Below are 20,985 nucleotides of genomic sequence, written 5' to 3'. Positions count from 1 at the left end.
CGCCAAGCGTGGATGCTCTGGCTTCAACGCTCCATCACCTCCAATGATCCGGCCCCAGGAACGGCAGGCTCAACACAAACACCGGAACCGCCACAGGTACCAACGCCGCACCCAGCACCTTGCCGGTCGCCGCACCCACGCCCGGCTTGTCCTTATCCTCCGGCTGGATCCGCTCAGCCCGCGCGGCAATCGACTGCGGCAGCTTCGCCTTCGCGGCCAGCGCAGCAGCGTCCGGCAATTGCACCCGCTCGCCATCACCCTCGAACAGCGCGCTGTAATAGCTGCCGCCCTTCCTGGAAAGATTGCAGTCCGGGTCGGCCGCCAGTTCGTAGCGGGTCCGCGCTTCAAGGATGTACGGCCGGCGCGTCAACTCGTCGATGGCCTTGGCCACTCGTGGGCTGATCTCCAACCGCTCCAGCTTGAACTGGGCAGCTTGCTCCGGCGTCACCTGCTCGGGCCGCAGCAGCAACGCGTAGCTGCCATGTACCTTGGTGCGGTCAGCCGGAACACGCCAGTCCTCACGGATGTACATCTGCGCGCAGACCACGGCCTCGCGCAGCGGGCTGTCCATCAGGGCGCGGTAATCACGGAACGGCGCCGCATCGAAGCGCATTGGCTCGTCATAGACAGGCAGCAGATACAGCTTGCCGTCGTCGGCCACGAACGCGCTGGTGATCTCGCGACTGTAATGGTGATACTCCGGCCCGCTGGCGCAGCCAGACAACAGGGTCAGACACAAGGCGGAGAGAATGAAGAGAACGGACGTTCGCATGTCGTAGTGAATGGCTTCCCTGGGTAACCAGCCTCGCCCACAAAGACGAGACCAGTCCGCCATGGTGCCACGGCACCGCATGCGATGCAGACCCGGCCTTACTTCAACCGCTCAACCAACCGCTGCCCCACCTCCAGTGCCGAAGCCGGGTTCTGCCCGGTAATCAGCTCACGATCCACCACCACATGCCCCGTCCACGGCATGGCATTGCTGCTGAATTTCGCACCCGCCCGCTGCAGCGCGGTCTGCGGGTAGAACTTCATCTCGCCGCCCCCCAGCAGCGGCTTGGCCTGCTCTTCTTCCTGGTTGCTGATCACCGTCATCTGGTAGCCGCTGTAGATCCACTTCGGCGTGGCCGGCATCGCACCCGCTTCCATCTTCGCCGCGAAACCTGCAGCATCCGGCAGCGTGGACAGCAGCGCGATCGGCCCGTGGCAGACCAGCGCGGTGGTCTTGTTGCGCTGGTGGAAGTCGGCCAGCAGCCGGCCCAGCGCCGGGCTCTTCAGCAGGTCCTGCATCGGCGCGTGGCCACCGGGAATGTAGACCGCATCGAAACGCGCGTAACCCTGCTGCTCCACGCGCGCCAGGCTGACCACCGGCGAGGCGGTCGGCGATGTCAGCGCCAGTTTCTCCAGCAGGTCCTTGTGCAGCGTCAGCTGCGCGGCGTCGTTGCCGAAGTACGCCGGCGTCACCGAGGACGCATCCACCGTCGGCGCCCGCCCCTGCGGCGTGGCGTAGGTCACCTCGTGGCCGGCGTCCAGCAGCAGCTTGACCGGCTGCATCAGCTCGTTGAGATAGAAGCCAGTGGACAGCACCTTGCCGTCCTTCAGGTCCAGGTGGTTTTCGTCGGACAGCACCACCAGCACGTTGGCGGCCTGCGCGCCGGTGGCGGCCAGGGTCAGGGCCAGCGCTGCGGCCAGCCGGGTCATCAGGTTCATGGGGGAGCTCCTATCGGGGAATGGCCGCCACTTTATTCATCGCCCCAGCGGCGATAAATTGGCCCCATCGCAAAACATCTGTTCCCCGGAGAGCCAAATGAGCCGCAAGTTCGACTATCTGGGCGATGTGGAGGTGTTCCTGGCGGTGGTCGAGCACGGCTCGTTCACGGCTGGCGCGGTGGCGCTGTCCACCACGCCCTCGGTGCTGAGCCGCGCGGTCACCCGATTGGAAGCGCGGCTGGGCCGGCAGCTGCTGCAGCGGACCACCCGCCGCGTGGGCCTGACCGACGCCGGGCGGCTCTATCTGGAACAGGTGCGCACCGCCTTCGGCCTGCTGGACGACGCCGAGCGCGACGTACTGGCCCAGGACGGTGCGCTGGCCGGCCGCGTGCGCCTGAGCGTGCCCACCACCTATGGCCACTACCGGCTGCCGCCCGTGCTGGCGCGCTTTGCGCAGCAGTACCCGCAGGTGCAGGTGGAACTGAACATCACCAACCGCAACGTGGACCTGGTGGCCGAAGGCTTCGACCTGGCCATCCGCCTGGGCCAGCTGCCGGACAGCGGGCTGGTGGCGCGCAAGCTGGAAGACGCCCCGCTGCTGCTCGTGGCTTCGCCGGACTACCTGCAGCGCCACGGCACGCCGCAGACGCTGGACGACCTGCAGCAGCACCTGTGCCTGCCGTTCGTGATGCCGCGCACCGGGCGGCTGGCGCCGTGGACCTTCCGCGACGGCGGGCGCGACGTGGACTGGCTGCCGCGTTCGTCCATCGAGACATCCGACGATGTGCTGGGCGTGGTGTCGCTGGCCGAACAGGGCATCGGCATCTGCCAGAGCTATGAGTTCATCGTGCGCGAGCGGCTACAGCGCGGGCAGTTGGTGGAGGTGCTGCCACAGCTGCGAGGGAGATCGCGGCCGTTCTCGGTGATCTATGCGCCGCATCGGCGGCAGTCTGCGGCGGCGCGGGCGATGATTGAGCTGTTGGTGGGGAATGCGTCGGCCGTTGAAGAAGGCGTCGGCTAAGGATGCGATGCCTACTTGCGGTGTCGGGTTTGAACCGATTTTCGGACCGCGCGGCAGATCAGGCGGCGTGGCCACCCGATGCGGACTAAGAACTGTTGCAAAGAAAGCCATCGCACTATTCGCTTGCGGCATGGGCGATTGCGCCACTTCGATTCGTAATCAACAGAACAACTGCACGAATGCGTCTTGTGGCGTCGCGTGCTGCACGAAGGGCGCGTGCGACAATGGTTCTTCGCTCTCGAATCCCGCGATTTCTTCGCGAATTTCAATTTGCATTCGAAGCGACCACGTAAACACTATGGCGCGCCACCGACAACGGGTGGCCGGGCGTCCAAACCCGAGACAGATAGTTGTTTACGCTTGCCCGTCGGCACCGTCCTTAACCGGTGCCGGCGGGCAATCCGTCGGCCTTTATGGCGGGCGGTGCGTGGGGGTCTTCGGACCCGCCGGCTATTGACAACTGTCTGTCCCGGTTTGGAACCCGCACCGTCCGCCACCCCGCTCACGCGGTGGCGCTGTTAAGCACAGCCAAGGAAACCGACGCCATGAGCGAATCCGACACCTTCTCCTCGTACACCGTTGTTGAGCCCATCAACGACGACACCCCACTGCCGGACCTCAGCACCTTCTTGGGCATACTCAAGCGCATGCGCGGCTGCGAGGGCGCCGACGGACTGCCTTGGCCGGAGAACGACGTGTCACCTGGCCGCCGCGTGAGCCTGGCGAGGACCGAGCGCGCGTTGGTGGGCCTGCTGACAGTGCTGGAGGTGCTTCATTCGGCGGACCGCTGCCGGGTGGCAGCGGAGCCGGAGCGGCATTTGGATGAGGGAGTGGTTGATGGGCTATTTCTGGCTTGCAGGGGGTTGGCTGAGTGGGCTTGTCGGGAGGTCAGGCCGGAGTGACGCCTAAACGGTGGCCACTCAACTACATCTACGCTTCGACCACATAGTTCACAAAAGCAGAACCTACAGCAATCAGCACAACCTTCTAAGCCATCAACCAATTAGCAATTCAAGCACGACATGGATTGCCCCCAAACTGCGCATGTTCAGCGATACCTTCAACTCAATACCGCTCGATCATCAACGAGATTCATAAACCCCTAAATTGAACGAACTGATTGCTATCGAAAAAAACTCACGTCGCCCCTACTGCCAAGAATTCTCATCTTTAACTGGCGCGAAAGATGGAGAAATTTGACGCGCAACGGCCTTCTCGTTCCTATTGATAGATCACAATGGGAGATACCGAACAAGTGGGCCATGGTCAGCACCACATAGTGGAGGGATTAGGCAACCAATCTTGATAGTTGCGGTTCATTTCGCACTTGGATGCACCATCGGGCAACCGCAGATAGTTCAGCCGATCGCTGGGTCATCTCCCGCACTCGCGAGCGGACCTCAAGCAGTTTCGCCTTGGCCGCAGGATTGTTGCCCATAGAGCACTTGGCCTTGGCCGCGAAAAAGTCATCAATCAATGCATCAACCTTCTGCCAAACCTTGCGTCGCTCCTCCGCGAGAGGGACATGTTCGTTTAGCTTGAGCCGCTGCACTGTCACGCTCACGCGCTCCCGCTCCCAATCTGAGGCGCCCGGCACGGGTATGACTTTGCCCTCTTCGTCAAATGCAATCAGTGAAACGTCGTCGTCGTCAATCGGGTCCAGCAAGTAGCGGGACTCTGACTCCTCGCAGGGCTCTCCATAAGTTGAACAGAGCGAGCCCTGCTTCAACGGAAACCAACCACCCTTCTTTCTGTTTCCTACGTTGCCACAGAGACGGAAATTCATGTAATCAAAAGCCAGCCACCAATAGCCGTCGCGCGCCGCGCCATCCAGCGCCTTTGCTGCCTTCTTAGGCCGAAAGTGTTCAACATCGTAGTGCGAGTACAACTCCCGTACTTCGGAGAACCAGCACTTTCCTCCAGAGAGCGCCAACAACCATGGCTTTAGCGCATCCCAATGTGGCTTATTCTTGTCGATTAGTGCATTGCGCTCGGCACGACCTCCTTCGGCCTCTAGCGCTGCTAGGCTTACAACCAGCTGTTTTGAAGTTGCCAGCCAAGTATCCCACTGATCCTGTGTCCAAGGCACCCAGCCGGGTATGTCGGTGTCCGTCGGCCGCTTGTGCTCGAGGTCGATGAAGATCATTTGTTATCCTCCTCGCGAAGGATCTCATCAATGATCTCGTCGGCGATTTGATCCTGTTCCGCCTGCTCTTCCGGCGTAAGAGTGGGCTTTCTGAACTTGCGGTGTTGCGCCATTTTGCGCACGAACAAGGCGTAATCCGGATCACGGAAGTCGGCCGTAGAGAATCCCAAGTCGGCCAGCTCGGTCGATAGACGACTGAGCTCCGCATCCTCTTCCAACGTACGTGGTGACTTCACGTACAGCTCGTTGCGGCGGAACAGCCGCCGCTCGGTCTCGACATCTAACGTGGAAGAGAGGCCAAACAGATCACTCTTAAGCAACCCCGTCACCCCCATGCCTTGCGGGTGCATATCCGGTTGCTCCACTACTGTTTGATCACCCCGGCGGCGCAAGATATGCACCTGCTCGCGCTTGAGGCTTCCTACCATCATCGGGTCATGGGTGGTAATGAGAATCTGCGACTCGCCCTGCTCCACCTGGTTCTCGTCGGCACCTAGCACGCCTTCGATGTCGTCAAAATAACGCAACTTCCAGATTGGGTTCAGATGCGTATCAGGCTCATCGAGTAAAAACAAACAGTGGTTCTCCCGCGTGATGCGCATCAGGCCCAGCACGGTGAGCATTTGCAGTTCTCCTTCCGATAGCTGGGTGAAGCTCACCTTGCCACCGTGCTCGTCGCGCTTCTTCACCGTGATGCGCACCTCGTCAATCAGATCGCCGATGTAGGCGCCTTCAGCGTAGCGGAAGAAGCTGTCGGTTCCGCCCACCAGCTCGCCCAGTTGCTTGAGCTTGGCATGATTGGGAACGAACAAGTAGAGCTGTTTCTGTTTTTCGGTGCGGCCACGGAAGTCGATCTGGCGCGTGATCTCCTGCTCAATGGGGGCCCAGGCCACCTGCCAAAGCTTGTCGAGAAACTCGCTCACCACATTGCCTCGGGCATACCAGAATCGCGGATCGCCTTCATTGAGTTCGTTCTCGTCGAACTTGCCACCCCGGCGCTTTTCGCGCAAACGATGCGGCTCCTTCAACACGAACAGCGCAGATTCCAACGATTCGATATGCAGGTTCTTCAGCACCTTCTGGAACACAGGGTCATCCGACAGTAGGCAAGCCAGAAGCACCAGCTGACTGTGGCCACCACGGCAATAGAACAAACGCCGCAGGCGGTCGTCACCGGCGTGTTTAAGCCGCGCATCGCGACGACGTCTGGCGTCCTCTAGCGCGCGGATGTCAGCCTCGCTAGCCGTGAAGTTCTCCAGCAGTTGTTCTGGTAGCACTTCGTCAGTGGTGATCTCCTGGCGCTGGTTGAAGCGGCGCTGGTGCTCTTGGAACAAGGTTTCAATACGCTCGTTCCGGCCGGAGTAATAGGCAAAGATGTGTGAAGGCAACAGCTCGCGATTCTGGAGCAAGTGACCTTGAGATTGACCATGCCCATCCACCCACACGAAGGGCCGCTTCTGTTTGGTTGTGTCAGCCTCTATGCGTACGGTGTGGCCGCGGATCTCGTACTCCAACGTGTAGTCCAGAGCGGCATCGCGGTCCAGATCCACGTCACGGAAGATGGTGATCAACGCTTCGATCAGATTGGACTTGCCAACACCGTTCTGGCCGATAAGAGCATGGCTGCGGATGACCTTGAGTGCCGTGGCCGGGTCAGCGCCCGACATGGGTTCCAGCTGGGCGACGAAGTCGATGGCCACACCATGCAGGTTGCGGAACTGCGGGATGGCCAAGTGGCGCAACTGCATGGTCAGACCTTGGCCGCTTCGGCGGCAGCTTTCTCACGCATCTGCGCCACCTCAGGCTCGGCGATCCAGCCGTGTGCCACCTCGGTCTTGATCTGGGCGTAGAAGGCGTCGATTTCACCGCCGAAGCGTTGCCACAGATCACGGGCCGCCATCTCGCCTTGGTGGCGGGCCAGGATCGTGGCCAGCGGCGCCTGGTCCTTCACGTCGGGCTGAGTACCGATGCGCAACGGGGCGATGAGTTCGGTTTGCGGGGCTTTCACGGCGGTATCCTTTTCTTGTTCGATTTTGATGCCGGTGAGGGAAGCAACAGCAGACCGTACAAACTGCCCCGCTGTCTTGCGAGCTCGAGAGAGCATGTCTGAGTACACCGCACATAGTCCGAACAACTGGTCAAGAATTTCAACGATTTGATCTTGCTCACCTTTTGGAGGCACCGGAATCTGAAGATTCTCGACATCGCCAACATTGATGTGCTTCACGGCCATCCCCACTGCTGATTCCATGAGACGCTCTTTAAAAATCGGGCTTTGAACTACGTACAGAAAATACTGTGGATTAAACAAGTCATTGAAGAGGCGGATCAACATCAGGCGCTGACCCAGTCCAACGCGTACCCCCTTAGGCACCATTGCAGCCTCTCCCATAGGAGCTTCGCGCGTAAAGAAGATATCCTCAGCTCTTGGGACCAGACGACGCGACCTTTGCAGATAAACCTCTTCAGAAGTCTTCTTGGTAGCATCAAGGCGCATCTCCCCATCTCGGACGTCCGTCGTGCGGACCAGATGGATCCCGTCAGCGGAGTAAATCGGAGTCTTGTGGTCGCAATCAATGATCATCTGCGCAACCTGCAGCATCGACGCCCAACGCCAATGGTTAGGCAGTATTTTATCGGGCGTCTTAGCCCGCTGCATTCGAAGCTTTTTCGCCATTGCAACGGCTTCCTTTTTCCCCTGTCCCTCAGCCTTCTCAGCCCACCTGGACCTTGCTAAGGCAATTCGTTCGAGCAGATCAGCCGCCGTGACCGTTACAGGGAGGGGGGCTAACAACTGCCCATGGACTGCGAGGTCCAGAACTAAACCCTTGAAGTCCCGAACGTCCTCCGGCTCACTGAACAACCGCCCGAAGTTGCCTTGTAGGCGTTGCCAACTCGTCTGCAACTCGTACGGGCTTTGGGCACTTGCGATGGCTTGCAGAGTGGACTGCCGCAGCGCGCTCTGCAGCTTGCGGCGATCTTGCTGCTGCTGCTCCAGCTGATCACACAATGCCATCAGCTCGTCGACTTTGGCGACGATGCGCGACTGCTCTTCGGATGGAGGCAGCGGAAAGGCTCGTGTTGCGAAGTAATCCGTTGGCACGCGCTTTTGCCCCGCGGTGCCGGTCATGTTTTGCTCGCCCTCGACCGTGAACAACGGCGAACGAAGAAACAGATAGACGTACGCGGGCAAGACACCGACGTGAATGGGCCGAAACACCAGAAGTTCGGTGGTGCCCGCGCCAATGCCAGCTTCACCAGGCAAACGTTCAATTGCGGCAGCCTTGCCGTTTTCGAAGCACGGCGTGATCTTGGCCAGCACCACGTCGCCGTTAGCGAAGTGGGTGTAGCCCTTCTTGATTTCGCCCCAACGCCTCGTCTCAGCGACGACACCGGCGCCGTGAAGTTGAGGAACACCGCTCATAGGAACAAAGGCAGCCAGTTGATCGTCTGGCGCGTCGTTACGCGGATTGATCTCGCCGATGTCAAGCAGGCGCGTCCATCGCCAAGTCGCCGGCAAACCAATGCCCCGGGGGGATGCAACTGGCTCGCTTTCAAGCTCAAGCATCCGCTTGTACTTCTTGGCACGGATCAATTGCTGACGGTGTTCTTCAATGCGGGCTAGCAAGAGCCCAGCGTCTTCCTCCGAGTCACCGCGTGGAGTCAGCGAGCCGGCAACTGCCAATTGGTAAATCATCCGCCGCAGGTGAGCGATGCCTCCCGGCGCACTGGCAATGTGCCCGAACTCAGCTAGAAACTGCTGCGTATTCATCAGGCGTCCTCGCCCATGAAGTGGTGTGCCAGCGCCGCAGCAAGCTCACTCTTCAGGCGGTTCTCGGTCTCTTCGATCTGGCCCAGCAGCACCTTGTACTCTTCCATAAGCACGTCTGGGTCGTGGCTCTCTTCCTCGGGCGTGTTGGGGTTCTTCAAATCCAAGTTGTAGATCGGCCAGTACAGCCTGTCCCCAGCGGCCTGGGCGTCGCGAGCCTGCAGACGTAGGGTGTCGACCTGAGTGCGCAACGCGTCGATTTCAGCCTCCACCGGCTGTCGTTGCTTGGCATCGCTTACACCCTTGATGGAGTCACGCAAGTCGCGGATACGGTTGTCCAGCGCGCTGGCCTCGTTGCCCAACTGCTCGGCACGATCCCAGTGCGGCTTCGCGACAGCTTCGGCCTGCTCGCGCTTGGTCTTGAAGTCCACCCTCCAGGCGAATTCGTTCTCCACCCGGTCAGCGAAGTCGTTGGCCTCGTTCCCCCACCAGTCCTGCTCGGGTCTGAACTCCTCGAAGCGGATGGGCTTGGTCTTGCTATAGCTCTTGTAGCCCGGTGGGTACGGGTGCTCGTAGTACCAAATGGTGTCGGTGTGGAAGTGCTCGGTACCATCGTCCACCAGGGCGCCCTTAGTGAAGAAGAGTAGGTTGGTCTTGATAGTGGTGTACGGGGCAAACACGCCCTTCGGCAGACGCACGATGGTGTGCAGCTTGCAATCGCGCAGCAAAAGCCTCTTCAACGTCGCCTTGATACCGTCGCCGAACAGGAAGCCGTCGGGCAACACCACGGCAGCGCGGCCGTTCTCCTTCAGCAGCTTCTTGATGATCAGCGCCATGAACATATCGGCGGTTTCGCGTGTGCGCAGTTCGGCCGGGTAGTCGCTGCCCACGCCGTCGTCCTCGTATCCGCCGAATGGCGGGTTGGTGATGACGCAATCCACCTTGTCGTTGGCGCTCCACTCGTTCCAGCCCACACCTAGGGTGTTGCGGTGCTCGATCTGGCTGGGTACGTCGATGCCGTGCAGCAACATATTGGTTGTGCACAGCAGGTGGGGCAACTGCTTCTTTTCGATACCACGAATGGCAGTCTCAATCGCCCTCTGCTCTTTTGTGCCCGACTTAGTGGTCCGCTGATTACGTAAATGGCCGATGGTGGCTGTCAAGAATCCGCCCGTTCCGCAGGCTGGGTCCAGCACAACCTCGATTTTATTCAACCGCGGATTGACCCGATCAACCATAAACTGAGTGATGGCGCGCGGAGTGTAGAACTCGCCAGCGTTGCCAGCACCACGCAGATCGTTGAGCAGTTGCTCGTACACATCACCGAGGTTAGCGCGGGTTTTGAAGTCATGAAAATCGATGGCCTCTTCCAGCTTTTCAATGACTGCCAGAAACTGGGGACCAGACTTCATGTAGTTGTTAGCGTCTTCAAAGACGCCACGAATCACCTTATGTTGCGGACCGGCATTAGCATTCAGGTCCTTAAGCGATGGGAACAACTCATTGTTGACGAAGCTGACGACTTCGCTGGCGGCGACCTGCGGTTTCTTCTTTCCGTCTCGGCCCGGCACATAGGCCGCCCAATTCCGCCATCTCATGCGCTTGGGCAACGGGGATTTATACTCTGGATTGTCGTCCTCCCACTCGTCCTCGCGCTGATCGAATATCTTGAGAAAGAGCATCCAGGTAAGCTGGCCCAGGCGCTGAGCGTCGCCATCGACGCCGTCGTCCTTGCGCATGATGTCCTGGATAGATTTGATAGTGCTGCTGAGATTCATCTACTTTTCTCGTATCGCGACCTGAAAAGATACTCAGGCCTGCTTTTTGCGTTCCGGTTTGTCATAGAGCGCTTTTTCAAGCGCCTGCACAGCCTGGCCGTATTGTTCGACACTACCGAAAATTCCGCGTCGAATCTGAGTTTTGCTACCTAACTGATCGAAGGGCGGCAGTTCCAGCACCTTGGCGTCTTCGATATCCTGCACGCCGTGGTCGGCGAACTTTTCGAGCAGCGCATCAAGAACAGCACGGGCCTGTTCGCCGTACTGGCCAAAGACGTTCCGCTTCTTGACGTTGTCGGCCCGCTCGCGGCGGGTGAGTGGCGTCTGGTCAAAGGCTACGTGAGCGACTAGATCGAACGCATCGAGCTCGATGCCGTTCGGCACGGACTGCTGCAGGCTCTGCAGCGGAACACCATGCTCAGCCAGCTCTTCGAGCACGGTTTGCTTGCGCTCAGCACTGTTCCAGCGACGCAAAAAATCTGTGAGGCTGCCGAACTCAGATTGCAGAGCCTTTTTGATGTCATCCCTGAGCAGCACACGGTAGTCCTCGGTGATGAGCTTGCCGTCAGCATCGAGGTACTGCGAGCGCTCGACCGCCACTCGCACATTCACGTCATCGATGTAGTACCTGCTGCGGCCTGGGCCGCCGCCCCCGCCTTCGTCATCGCCACTAGGCTCGGTACTCTCCCCGCCGGTGGTACGGAAATCATCAGGCGACAACTCGGGTTCTCCGCCGCCGAGTGGGGTGATGTCGTCTGGTGGTACTACTGGATCGTCAGGCCTGGGCTCGTAGATCACTACCGGTTCACCATCGAAGTCCGGATCAGCGAACAGGCGCGTGGCACCTTTGAAATCCATGATGGTGAAGTAGAGCTTCTGGTAGTCCTCACGAAGCCGGGTACCTCGACCGATGATCTGTTTGAATTCGGTCATCGAGTTGATGTTCTGGTCCAGCACGATAAGCTTGCAAGTCTTGGCATCTACCCCAGTAGTAAGCAACTTGGAGGTAGTGACGATGACGGGGTAAGGCTCGTCGTTGTCGATGAAGTAGGAGAGCTGGGCCTTGCCCTCAGTGTCGTCGCCAGTGATTCGCATCACGTAGCGGCGGTTGCTGGCAGCAGCCGGGATGATCTTCACCAGCTCTTGCCGCATGCGCTCGGCATGGTCCTGGTCATCGCAGAAGACGATGGTCTTGGCCATCGCATCGGTGGCCTTGAGGTACTCCCACACCTTGGCCGCGACGAGCTTGGTCCGTTTTTTCAGCACCAAACTTCGGTCGAAATCTGTCGTGTTGTACTGACGCTGTTCGATAACTTTCCCGAACCTATCGCGCTTCCCCTTCTCCGGCGTGTAGCCGACAGCGTCGACATCGGTGGCGATACGAATGACCTTGTAGGGCGCAAGGAATCCATCTTCAATGCCCTGCTTGAGCGAGTACGTGTAGACCGGATCGCCAAAGTAAATGATGCTGCTTGCGTCCTTCGTCTCTTTAGGCGTGGCGGTCAGGCCCAGATGTGTAGCACTGTTAAAGTAGTCAAGCACTTCTCGCCAGGCAGAGTCGGCGGTAGCACTACCGCGATGGCATTCATCGATGACCACCAGATCGAAGAAATCTGACGGAAATTGACGATAGATTTGCTTCCACTCCTCCTTACCTGTGACTGCCTGATACAGGGCGAGGTAGATCTCATAGTTCTTTTTCACTTCGCGATTGGCGACCTTGTGCATCACTTGGCCGAACGGAGCGAAGTCCTGCTGTATGGTCTGGTCTACGAGGATGTTGCGGTCGGCAAGGAACAGGATTCGCTTCTTGGCTTTGGCTTTCCACAAGCGCCAAATGATCTGGAAGGCGGTGTAGGTTTTTCCGGTGCCGGTAGCCATAACCAGCAACACTCGTTGTTGCCCCTTGCTAATAACTTCGATAGCACGATTAACGGCTACGCGCTGGTAGTAACGCGGCTCTTTGCCGCTCCCGTCTGTATGGAAGGGCTGCTCGATGAGCTTGACGGCGTCGGTCGTAGTGATGCCCTTCCACTGCTGGTACAGAGGCCAAAGGTCATCGATGGAGGGAAATTCGACAAGCGGAAGCTCACGCTCAATCGGCCGGGTCAGGCCGGTGCGGTCGTGCAGCAGGAAACCATTCCCATTGCTGCTGATCGCGAAGGGCGCGTCGAGCATCTCGGCGTAGACAAGCGCCTGCTGCATGCCATGACCAATAGAGAAACGTGCCTGCTTGGCTTCGACAACTGCAATAGGGACATTTGGCCGGGCATAGAGTACATAGTCCGCACGCTTCGGGCCGCCTTTGACTTCCGGGTTCTTGACACGGGATGCGAGTTTGCCGCGTACCATGACGCGACCATCGGTGAGATTGACCTCCTCGCGAAACTGGTCTTGCTGCCACCCGGCCCCCTGAATGGCGGGCGTGATGAACTTGGTACAAATATCCCTTTCGCTTAGCGAGTGCTTATCCATCGCTCCCTCCCGACAGTATCGACCCAACCCCACTGCTGGGACTGGCGGGTCAACCACTCGACCCGGCAGCCCCACCAGCGCTAATTACCCGTTTTCACCGCCACCAACATTCATCGACTAACAACAAGACTCAGAAAGAGCCAACCACGCAATCCATTCTGTAACTCTACCGGGCGCCAGTGCTCATTCCCACTCAATGGTCGCCGGCGGCTTCCCCGAGATGTCATAAACCACCCTCGACACCCCCCGCAACTCATTGATGATCCGGTTGCTCACCGTCCCCAGGAACTCATACGGCAGATGCGCCCAGTGCGCCGTCATGAAGTCAATCGTCTCCACCGCACGCAACGCAATCACCCACTCATAAGCCCGCGCGTCACCCACCACGCCCACCGACTTCACCGGCAGGAACACGGCAAACGCCTGGCTGGTCTTGTCGTACAGATCCGCCTTGCGCAGCTCATCAATGAAGATGGCATCGGCCTTGGCCAGCAGCTCGGCGTATTCGCGCTTCACCTCGCCCAGAATACGCACGCCCAGGCCCGGGCCCGGGAACGGATGGCGATAGACCATGCTGCGCGGCAGGCCCAGCTCAACGCCGAGGCGGCGCACTTCGTCCTTGAACAGCTCGCGCAGCGGCTCCACCAGGCCCAGCTTCATGTGCTCCGGCAGGCCACCCACGTTGTGGTGGCTCTTGATCACATGCGCCTTGCCGGTCTTGCTGCCGGCCGACTCGATCACGTCCGGATAGATGGTGCCCTGCGCCAGCCACTTGGCGTTCTTCAGCTTGTTCGACTCTTCGTCGAAGATCTCAACGAACAGGTTGCCGATGATCTTGCGCTTGGCTTCCGGGTCGCTCACGCCTTCCAGCGCGCTGAAGTAACGGTCGGCGGCATTCACGCGCACCACCTTCACGCCCATGTGCTCGGCAAACATCGCCATCACCTGGTCGCCTTCCTGCCAGCGCAGCAGGCCGGTATCCACGAACACGCAGGTCAGCTTCTCGCCGATGGCCTTGTGCAGCAGTGCGGCCACCACGGACGAATCGACGCCGCCGGACAGGCCCAGAATCACTTCATCATCGCCCACCTGTTCGCGCACGCGGGCGATCTGGTCGTCGATGATGTTGGCGGCGGTCCACAGGGTCTGGCAGCCGCACACGTCCACCACGAAGCGGCGCAGCAGCGCCTGGCCCTGCAGGGTGTGGGTCACTTCCGGGTGGAACTGCACGCCGTACCAGCGCTTTTCTTCGTTGGCCATGGCGGCCACCGGAATGCGGTCGGTGGTGGCGGTGATGGTGAAGCCCGGCGGTGCAACGGAAACGTGGTCGCCGTGGCTCATCCAGACATTCAACTTCGGCTCGCCGCCGTGGTCGCTCAGGCCCTTGAACAGTGCATCGGGGTTGACCACGTTCACTTCGGCGTGACCGAACTCGCGCTGGTCAGCCGCTTCGGTGGCACCGCCCAGCTGCGCGGCCAGGGTCTGCATGCCGTAGCAGATGCCGAAGATCGGCAGGCCGCTGTCGAACACTTCCTGCGGCGCGGCGGGCGCGCCCGGCAGCGTGGTCGATTCCGGGCCACCGGACAGGATGATGCCCTTGGCGCCGAAGCCGGCGATCTCGGCCGGGTTGTGGTCCCACGCCCAGATTTCGCAGTAGACGCCCAGCTCGCGGATGCGGCGGGCAATCAGCTGCGTGTACTGCGCGCCGAAATCGAGGATGAGGATCTTGTCGTTATGGATGTTGGTCATGGCGCCCCGGCAATGCAGTAGGGAAAACGAAAACGTCAGATTTTTCAGCGGCAGATGGAGAAAGAGGAACGGGAATCAGCTTCCTCGTTCCTCTTTGCTCGTCCCGCATCAGGAGCGGTAGTTCGGCGGCTCTTTGGTGATCGTCACGTCGTGGACGTGGCTCTCGCGCTGGCCGGCGCCGCTGATCTTCACGAACTTGGGCTTGCTGCGCATGTCCTCGACGGTGGCACAACCCACGTAGCCCATGGTGGCGCGCAGGCCGCCCATCAGCTGGTGGATGATGCCGCCCACCGGGCCGCGGTACGGCACGCGGCCTTCGATGCCTTCGGGCACGAGCTTGTCGGCGGTGGCGGCGTCCTGGAAGTAGCGGTCCTTGGACCCCTTCTCCATCGCGGCCAGCGAACCCATGCCGCGGTAGCTCTTGTACGAACGGCCCTGGAACAGCTCGGTTTCGCCCGGCGATTCCTCGGTACCGGCCAGCAGGCCACCCACCATGATGGTCGAGGCACCGGCGGCCAGCGCCTTGCCGATGTCGCCGGAGTAGCGGATGCCACCGTCGGCGATCAGCGGGATGCGATCCTGCAGCGCTTCGGCCACCAGGTCGATCGCGGTGATCTGCGGCACGCCCACGCCAGCCACCACGCGGGTGGTGCAGATCGAACCCGGGCCGATGCCCACCTTCACTGCGTCCGCGCCGCTGTCCAGCAGCGCCAGCGCGGCTTCACCGGTGCAGATGTTGCCGCCGATGACCTGCACGTTCGGGAAGTTCTTCTTGACCCAGCTGACGCGGTCCAGCACGCCCTGCGAATGGCCGTGCGCGGTATCGACCACGATCACGTCCACGCCGGCAGCGACCAGCGCTTCCACGCGGCGATCGGTATCGCCGCCCACGCCGACGGCGGCGCCGACCAGCAGGCGGGTGGCGATGTCCTTGGCAGCGTTCGGGAAGTCGGTGTTCTTCTGGATGTCCTTGACGGTGATCAGGCCACGTAGGGCGAAATCATCGTTGACCACCAGCACCTTTTCGATGCGGTTGCGGTGAAGCAGCTGCAGCACTTCGTCAGACGCGGCGCCTTCCTTGACCGTGATCAGGCGATCCTTCTTGGTCATGATGTGGCGGACCGGATCGTCCAGCTCGGTCTCGAAGCGCATGTCGCGATGGGTCACGATGCCGGCCAGCAGGCCGTCGCTGCCCACCACCGGCACGCCGGAGATGTTGTGCGCCTGGGTCAGGGCCAGCACGTCGCGGATGGTGGTTTCCGGGCCGACGGTGATCGGGTCGCGGATGACGCCGGCCTCGAACTTCTTGACCTTGGCCACTTCGGCGGCCTGCTGCTCCACGCTCAGGTTCTTGTGGATGATGCCCATGCCACCCAGCTGTGCCATGGCGATGGCCAGGCGTGCTTCGGTGACGGTATCCATGGCGGCGGACAGGATCGGAAGCTTGAGCTTCAGGTCGCGCGTCAACCGCGTTTCGAGGTTGACGTCCTTGGGCAGGATGGTCGAATGAGCGGGGACGAGCGAGACGTCGTCGTAGGTGAGAGCTTCAGCCTGGATGCGCAGCATCGGCATACCCGAGATGTGGGGAAGCGCGACATTTTACCCTGTTTTGGCGGCCAAGAACAGTAATTTTGGTAACCGGAAACAGGCAATGCTGCGACACAGTGTCGCGCCAGCGCACCGCCCTTGGTAGGTGCCAACCTTGGTTGGCACAAACCGTCCGGCATCCGGACCCCAGCTAGGGCCGCGGCCCTGTCAGATGCGTGCCAACCAAGGTTTGGCATCTACCAGGAGCGGTCCATTCCGGTCAGCACGCCCTCATCAACAGCAGGCCCAATCAGACCCCAGCTTCCGCCGCTTCCAGCGTGTTCTGCATCAGCGTGGCCACGGTCATCGGGCCCACGCCGCCCGGCACCGGGGTGATCCAACTCGCCCGCTGCGCTGCGGCCTCAAACCCGACATCGCCCACCAACCGGCCGTCATCCAGCCGATTGATGCCCACGTCGATCACCACCGCGCCCGGCTTCACCCACTCGCCCGGCACGATGCCCGGGCGGCCCACCGCCACCACCAGGATGTCGGCGTTGCGCACGGCCTGTTCCAGCACGTCCTTGGGGGTGAACTTGTGGCAGCTGGTCACGGTGCAGCCGGCAATCAGCAGCTCCAGGCCCATCGGCCGGCCGACGTGGTTGCTGACGCCGACGATGGTGGCGTTGCGGCCGCGCACCGGCTGGTCGGTGTGCCCCAGCAGCGTGGTGATGCCACGCGGGGTGCACGGGCGCAGGCCGAACTCGCGCAGGGCCAGGTGGCCGACGTTTTCCGGGTGGAAGCCATCCACGTCCTTGCGCGGGTCGATGCGCTGGATCAGCCGGCGCGCATCGGGAATGCCCGGCAGCGGCAGCTGGATCAGGATGCCGTTGATCTTCGGGTCGGCGTTGAGCTGGTCGATCAGGTCGAGCAGCTCGGCCTCGGTGGTGCCGGCCGGCAGGTCGTAGTCATAGGCCTCGATGCCCACCTTCTCGGCGGCGCGGCGCTTGTTGCGCACGTACACGGTCGAGGCCGGGTCGCCCCCCACCAGCACCACGGCCAGGCCAGGGCGGCTGCCACCGGCGGCGACACGGGCGTCGACCCGCACCTTCAGGCTGTCGAGCAGGTCCTCGGCGATACGGCGGCCATCGAGGATGCGGGCAGGAAGCTGGGGGGCGGAGTCGGTCATCGGGGGCAGGCGTGGGGCGGCGGGGACGCTATTGTCCCCGATTCACGCCCCCTCGCCCACCGGGAATGCTGGCCGCCGCCGCTTCGGTAGTGCCGGCCGCTGGCCGGCAACCTCATGAACGCAGGAAGCACCGTGCAGCTGCCGGCCAGCGGCCGGCACTACCAGGCTTCAGATCAATCCTCTTCTTCTTCCGGCACTTCATCCGCATTGAGCGTGCGTGCCTTGCGCTTGGGCGCGGTGAACGGCGTCGGCGTCGGCACACCCGACAGCGCGGTACCGAACACCATGTGTGCGCCGGCACGCAGGTTGCCGCCGGCCATTTCCAGTTCGAAGCGTTCGGCGTCGCGCTCGCGGATCTGCTCGGCGATCTCGCGCGCGTCGTCTTCCTCCGCGCCCAGTTCCACCAGTGCCGCCTGCCCGAACAGCAGTGCCGACTCGAACGTTTCGCGGATCTGGAAGTCCACGCCAGCATGGATCAGCCGCAGCGAATGTTCGCGGTCGAACGAGCGCACCAGCAGCTTGGCCTGCGGGAACTGGTGGGCCACCAGTTCGACGATGCGGTCGGCATCCTCGGCATTGTTCACGCACACCGCAATCGCCCGCGCACTGCCAGCGCCAGAGGCATGCAGCACGTCCAAGCGGGTGCCGTCGCCGTAATAGATCTTGAAACCGAAGCGCTCGGCGTTGTGGATCATCTCCACGTCGTTGTCGATGATGGTCACGTCCACGTCGCGGGCCAGCAGCGACTGGCTGGCCACCTGGCCGAAGCGGCCGAAGCCGATCAGCAGCACGCTGCCGGACAGGCCATCGGCAGTGTCCACGCCTTCCAGGCTGACGGTCGGCTTCGGCGCCACGCGCTTGTAGACCAGCACCACCAGCGGCGTCAGTGCCATCGACAGCACCACCACGGCGGTGAAGTTGGCATTGATGTCCAGGCTGATCACGCCGGCGCTCGCAGCGGCCGAGAACAGCACGAAAGCGAACTCGCCGCCCTGCGCCATCAGCACGCCACGGTCCAGCGCCTGCGCATGGTCGCTGCCCATCAAGCGCGCCACCACGTAGATGCACAGCGCCTTGGCCGCCATCAGCGCGACCACCAGGCCGAGGATCATCGGCCAGTTGCCGGCCACCACGCCCAGGTCCAGCGCCATGCCCACGCTGAGGAAGAACAGGCCCAGCAGGATGCCGCGGAACGGCTCGATGTCCGCTTCGATCTGGTGGCGGAAGGTCGATTCGCTCAGCAGCACGCCCGCGAGGAACGCGCCCATCGCCATCGACAGGCCGGACAGCTGCATCAGCAGCGCCGCGCCCAGCACCACCAGCAGTGCGGCGGCGGTCATCACTTCGCGCGCCTTCGATTCGGCCAGCACGCGGAACAGCGGATTGAGCAGGAAGCGGCCGACCAGCACCAGGCCGACGATGGCGCCCACGCCGATCGCTACCGACATCCAGCGCGAGCCCTCGCCATCGGCGCTGCCGGCAGCCGGTGCCATCCACGCGACAAGCGCCAGCAACGGCACGATCAGCAGGTCTTCGAACAACAGGATCGAGACGATCTTCTGCCCCGACGGCAGCGCGATATCGCCGCGCTCGGCCAGCAGCTGCATCACCACTGCGGTGGAAGTCAGCACGAAGCCGGTGGCGCCGATGAAGGCGATCTGCCACGGCAGCCCGAACAGCTTGGCGATGCTGGTCAGCACCAGCGCGCAGGTGACGATCTGCAGCGTACCCAGCCCGAAGATTTCCTTGCGCAGGCTCCACAGGTGCGAGGGCCGCATTTCCAGGCCGATGACGAACAGGAACATGACCACGCCGAGTTCGGCGGTATGCAGGATCGCCTGCGGGTCGGAGAACCAGCCCAGCCCGAACGGACCGATCGCCAGGCCGGCGGCGAAGTAGCCCAGCACCGAGCCCAGGCCGAGCCGACGGAACAGCGGCACCATCACCACCGCTGCGCCCAACAGGGCGACGACCTTGACCAGCTCGCTGGTCGCTGCTTCTACCGCCATGCGGTGGGTTCCCCGGAAATCGAAATCGGACTCAACGATAGAGCAACACCGATGACGGCAATAGCATGTACGTTGCGTTTTATTGTCTTGGAGATGGAACGATCGAGGGGGCGGCCCCGCACATCATCCTGAAACCGTGCGCGCGCCTCGGTAGGTGCCAACCTTGGTTGGCACAATCCCGAAGCCATGACCTGTAGAGCCGAGCCCACGCTCGGCTGATTCTGGCCTCAGCGCGAAGAGCAGCCGAGCGTAGGCTCGGCTCTACAGTAGATCCACGCCATGCGTGGATGACGCCCCGACGCGGTTCGCCCACCCCAGTAGATCCACGCCATGCGTGGATGACGCGCCGCCCGGTTCACCCACCCCGACAGAACGCGGCGTAATCGATATACCCCGGGAACGGCACGCCCGGCGCACACACCGGGCACTGCGGGTCCGGCCCGATGCCGGTCTCGCGGAAGCGCATGCCCAGCGCATCAAAGCGCAGCAGGCGCCCCACCAGCGGCTCGCCGATGCCCAGCAGCAGCTTCAGCACCTCGGTGGCCTGCAGCACACCGGCCAGGCCCGGCAGCACGCCCAGCACACCCGCCTCGGAACAGTTGGGCGCGAACTCCGGCGGCGGCGGCTCCGGGAACAGGCAGCGGTAGCACGGCGCCACGCCACGCTGGCGGCCGGCATCGAACACGCTCACTTGGCCATCGAAGCGCTCGATGGCCGCGTAGACCATCGGCTTGGCGTGCTTGATGCAGGCATCGTTGAGCAGGTAGCGCAGCGGGAAGTTGTCCGAGCCATCCAGCACCACGTCGACGTCCTGCAGCAGGCGGTCCACGTTCTCCGAGGTCACCCGCTCGGGCACGGCCTCGACCTTGATGGATGGGTTCAATGCCAGCAGACGCTCACGCGCCGAATCCACCTTCAACTGGCCGACGCTGGCCTCGGTATGCACGATCTGCCGATGCAGGTTGCTGCGCTCGACACGGTCGTGGTCGGCGAAACGCAGGTGCCCTACCCCGGCCGCCGCCAGATAGAAACCGGCCGGCGCACCCAGGCCGCCCGCGCCCAGCACCAGCACTCGCGACTGCTGCAGCCGGCGCTGGCCGACCTCGCCCACCTGCGGCAGCAGCAGATGGCGCGAATAGCGGTCGTAGAAATCGCGGTCGTCGGCGCTGGTCAGCGGCTGCACCAACGGCAGCGACAACTCACGCCAGGCGACGGTGCCGCCAGCAACGGAGCTCACGTTCGTATAGCCCGCATCCAGCAGCGCCTGCGCCGCATCGGCCGAGCGCTTGCCGCTCTGGCAGATCAGCAGGATCTCCTGTTCCGGCAGCGGCAGCTGCGCGGCCGCGTCAGCCAGCAACTCGCCCTTGGCGATGCCACGCGCGCCTTCGGCCATGCCGCCGGCCCGCTCATGCGCCTCGCGCACGTCGATCAGCACCGCACCATGGGCCACGCGCGCACGCGCCTGCTCGGGGGAAATCTCTGGAATGCTCATGGCGCCATTATCGCGCAGGCTCAACCGGTAGCGCCGGGCCATGCCCGGCGGATTCCCGCGCGCCGCTGCGCTCGCCGGGCATGGCCCGGCGCTACCGAATCAAAACCCAGCAGCACCGTG

Annotated in this window: 14 protein-coding genes; 2 read left to right on the top strand and 12 right to left on the bottom strand. The window is 62.1% G+C overall.

The window, feature by feature from the left end:
• Window positions 1-34: 34 nt before the first annotated feature.
• Complete coding sequence (locus tag ACEF39_RS08905; RefSeq protein ID WP_500288001.1) at window positions 35-772, bottom strand: hypothetical protein; 738 nt, start codon at window positions 770-772, stop codon at window positions 35-37.
• A gap of 98 nt (window positions 773-870) precedes the next feature.
• Complete coding sequence (locus tag ACEF39_RS08900; protein ID WP_500287668.1) at window positions 871-1,710, bottom strand: type 1 glutamine amidotransferase domain-containing protein; 840 nt, start codon at window positions 1,708-1,710, stop codon at window positions 871-873.
• A 97-nt stretch (window positions 1,711-1,807) separates the two neighbouring features.
• On the opposite strand from ACEF39_RS08900, the gene ACEF39_RS08895 reads away from it, so the two are divergent.
• Together ACEF39_RS08895 and ACEF39_RS08890 are read left to right on the top strand one after the other, a co-directional pair.
• Window positions 1,808-2,731: a LysR family transcriptional regulator gene (locus ACEF39_RS08895; RefSeq protein WP_500287667.1), complete on the top strand. Its 924-nt coding sequence runs from the start codon at window positions 1,808-1,810 to the stop codon at window positions 2,729-2,731.
• Window positions 2,732-3,276: 545 nt separating this feature from the next.
• Complete coding sequence (locus ACEF39_RS08890) at window positions 3,277-3,633, top strand: hypothetical protein (RefSeq protein ID WP_500287666.1); 357 nt, start codon at window positions 3,277-3,279, stop codon at window positions 3,631-3,633.
• 386 nt (window positions 3,634-4,019) lie between these two features.
• Here the strand turns inward: ACEF39_RS08890 and ACEF39_RS08885 are convergent, their stop codons facing one another.
• From ACEF39_RS08885 to moeB, 10 genes are all read right to left on the bottom strand, one after another.
• Window positions 4,020-4,877, bottom strand: coding sequence for an HNH endonuclease family protein (locus ACEF39_RS08885; protein WP_500287665.1), 858 nt, complete (start codon window positions 4,875-4,877; stop codon window positions 4,020-4,022).
• Complete coding sequence (locus ACEF39_RS08880) at window positions 4,874-6,625, bottom strand: AAA family ATPase (protein WP_500287664.1); 1,752 nt, start codon at window positions 6,623-6,625, stop codon at window positions 4,874-4,876. The genes ACEF39_RS08885 and ACEF39_RS08880 overlap by 4 nt, the downstream gene beginning before the upstream one ends.
• A gap of 2 nt (window positions 6,626-6,627) precedes the next feature.
• Entirely contained in the window at window positions 6,628-8,649 is a 2,022-nt protein-coding gene (locus ACEF39_RS08875; protein WP_500287663.1) for a restriction endonuclease subunit S, read from the bottom strand.
• Window positions 8,649-10,424, bottom strand: coding sequence for a class I SAM-dependent DNA methyltransferase (locus ACEF39_RS08870; protein WP_500287662.1), 1,776 nt, complete (start codon window positions 10,422-10,424; stop codon window positions 8,649-8,651). Before ACEF39_RS08870 ends, ACEF39_RS08875 begins: the two co-directional genes overlap by 1 nt.
• Window positions 10,425-10,457: 33 nt before the next feature.
• A complete protein-coding gene (gene hsdR, locus ACEF39_RS08865) occupies window positions 10,458-12,899 on the bottom strand; it encodes an EcoAI/FtnUII family type I restriction enzme subunit R (RefSeq protein ID WP_500287661.1) in 2,442 nt (813 codons plus the stop codon).
• 183 nt (window positions 12,900-13,082) lie between these two features.
• The gene (guaA, locus tag ACEF39_RS08860) at window positions 13,083-14,648 is read right to left on the bottom strand and encodes a glutamine-hydrolyzing GMP synthase (protein WP_134832404.1); all 1,566 of its coding nucleotides are present in this window, start codon (window positions 14,646-14,648) and stop codon (window positions 13,083-13,085) included.
• A 108-nt stretch (window positions 14,649-14,756) separates the two neighbouring features.
• A complete protein-coding gene (guaB, locus tag ACEF39_RS08855; protein WP_500287660.1) occupies window positions 14,757-16,214 on the bottom strand; it encodes an IMP dehydrogenase in 1,458 nt (485 codons plus the stop codon).
• 271 nt (window positions 16,215-16,485) lie between these two features.
• Window positions 16,486-17,364, bottom strand: a complete 879-nt coding sequence (gene folD, locus ACEF39_RS08850) for a bifunctional methylenetetrahydrofolate dehydrogenase/methenyltetrahydrofolate cyclohydrolase FolD (RefSeq protein WP_100552320.1) — start codon at window positions 17,362-17,364, stop codon at window positions 16,486-16,488.
• Between the two features lie 173 nt (window positions 17,365-17,537).
• The gene (locus ACEF39_RS08845) at window positions 17,538-19,373 is read right to left on the bottom strand and encodes a monovalent cation:proton antiporter-2 (CPA2) family protein (RefSeq protein ID WP_500287659.1); all 1,836 of its coding nucleotides are present in this window, start codon (window positions 19,371-19,373) and stop codon (window positions 17,538-17,540) included.
• Between the two features lie 355 nt (window positions 19,374-19,728).
• The gene (moeB, locus tag ACEF39_RS08840) at window positions 19,729-20,865 is read right to left on the bottom strand and encodes a molybdopterin-synthase adenylyltransferase MoeB (protein WP_500288000.1); all 1,137 of its coding nucleotides are present in this window, start codon (window positions 20,863-20,865) and stop codon (window positions 19,729-19,731) included.
• Between the last annotated feature and the right edge of the window lie 120 nt (window positions 20,866-20,985).

It is taken from the genome of Stenotrophomonas indicatrix (assembly GCA_041545745.1).
GTDB classification, from domain to species: Bacteria; Pseudomonadota; Gammaproteobacteria; order Xanthomonadales; family Xanthomonadaceae; genus Stenotrophomonas; species Stenotrophomonas indicatrix_A.
This window is presented reverse-complemented; position numbering and strand designations above follow the sequence as displayed.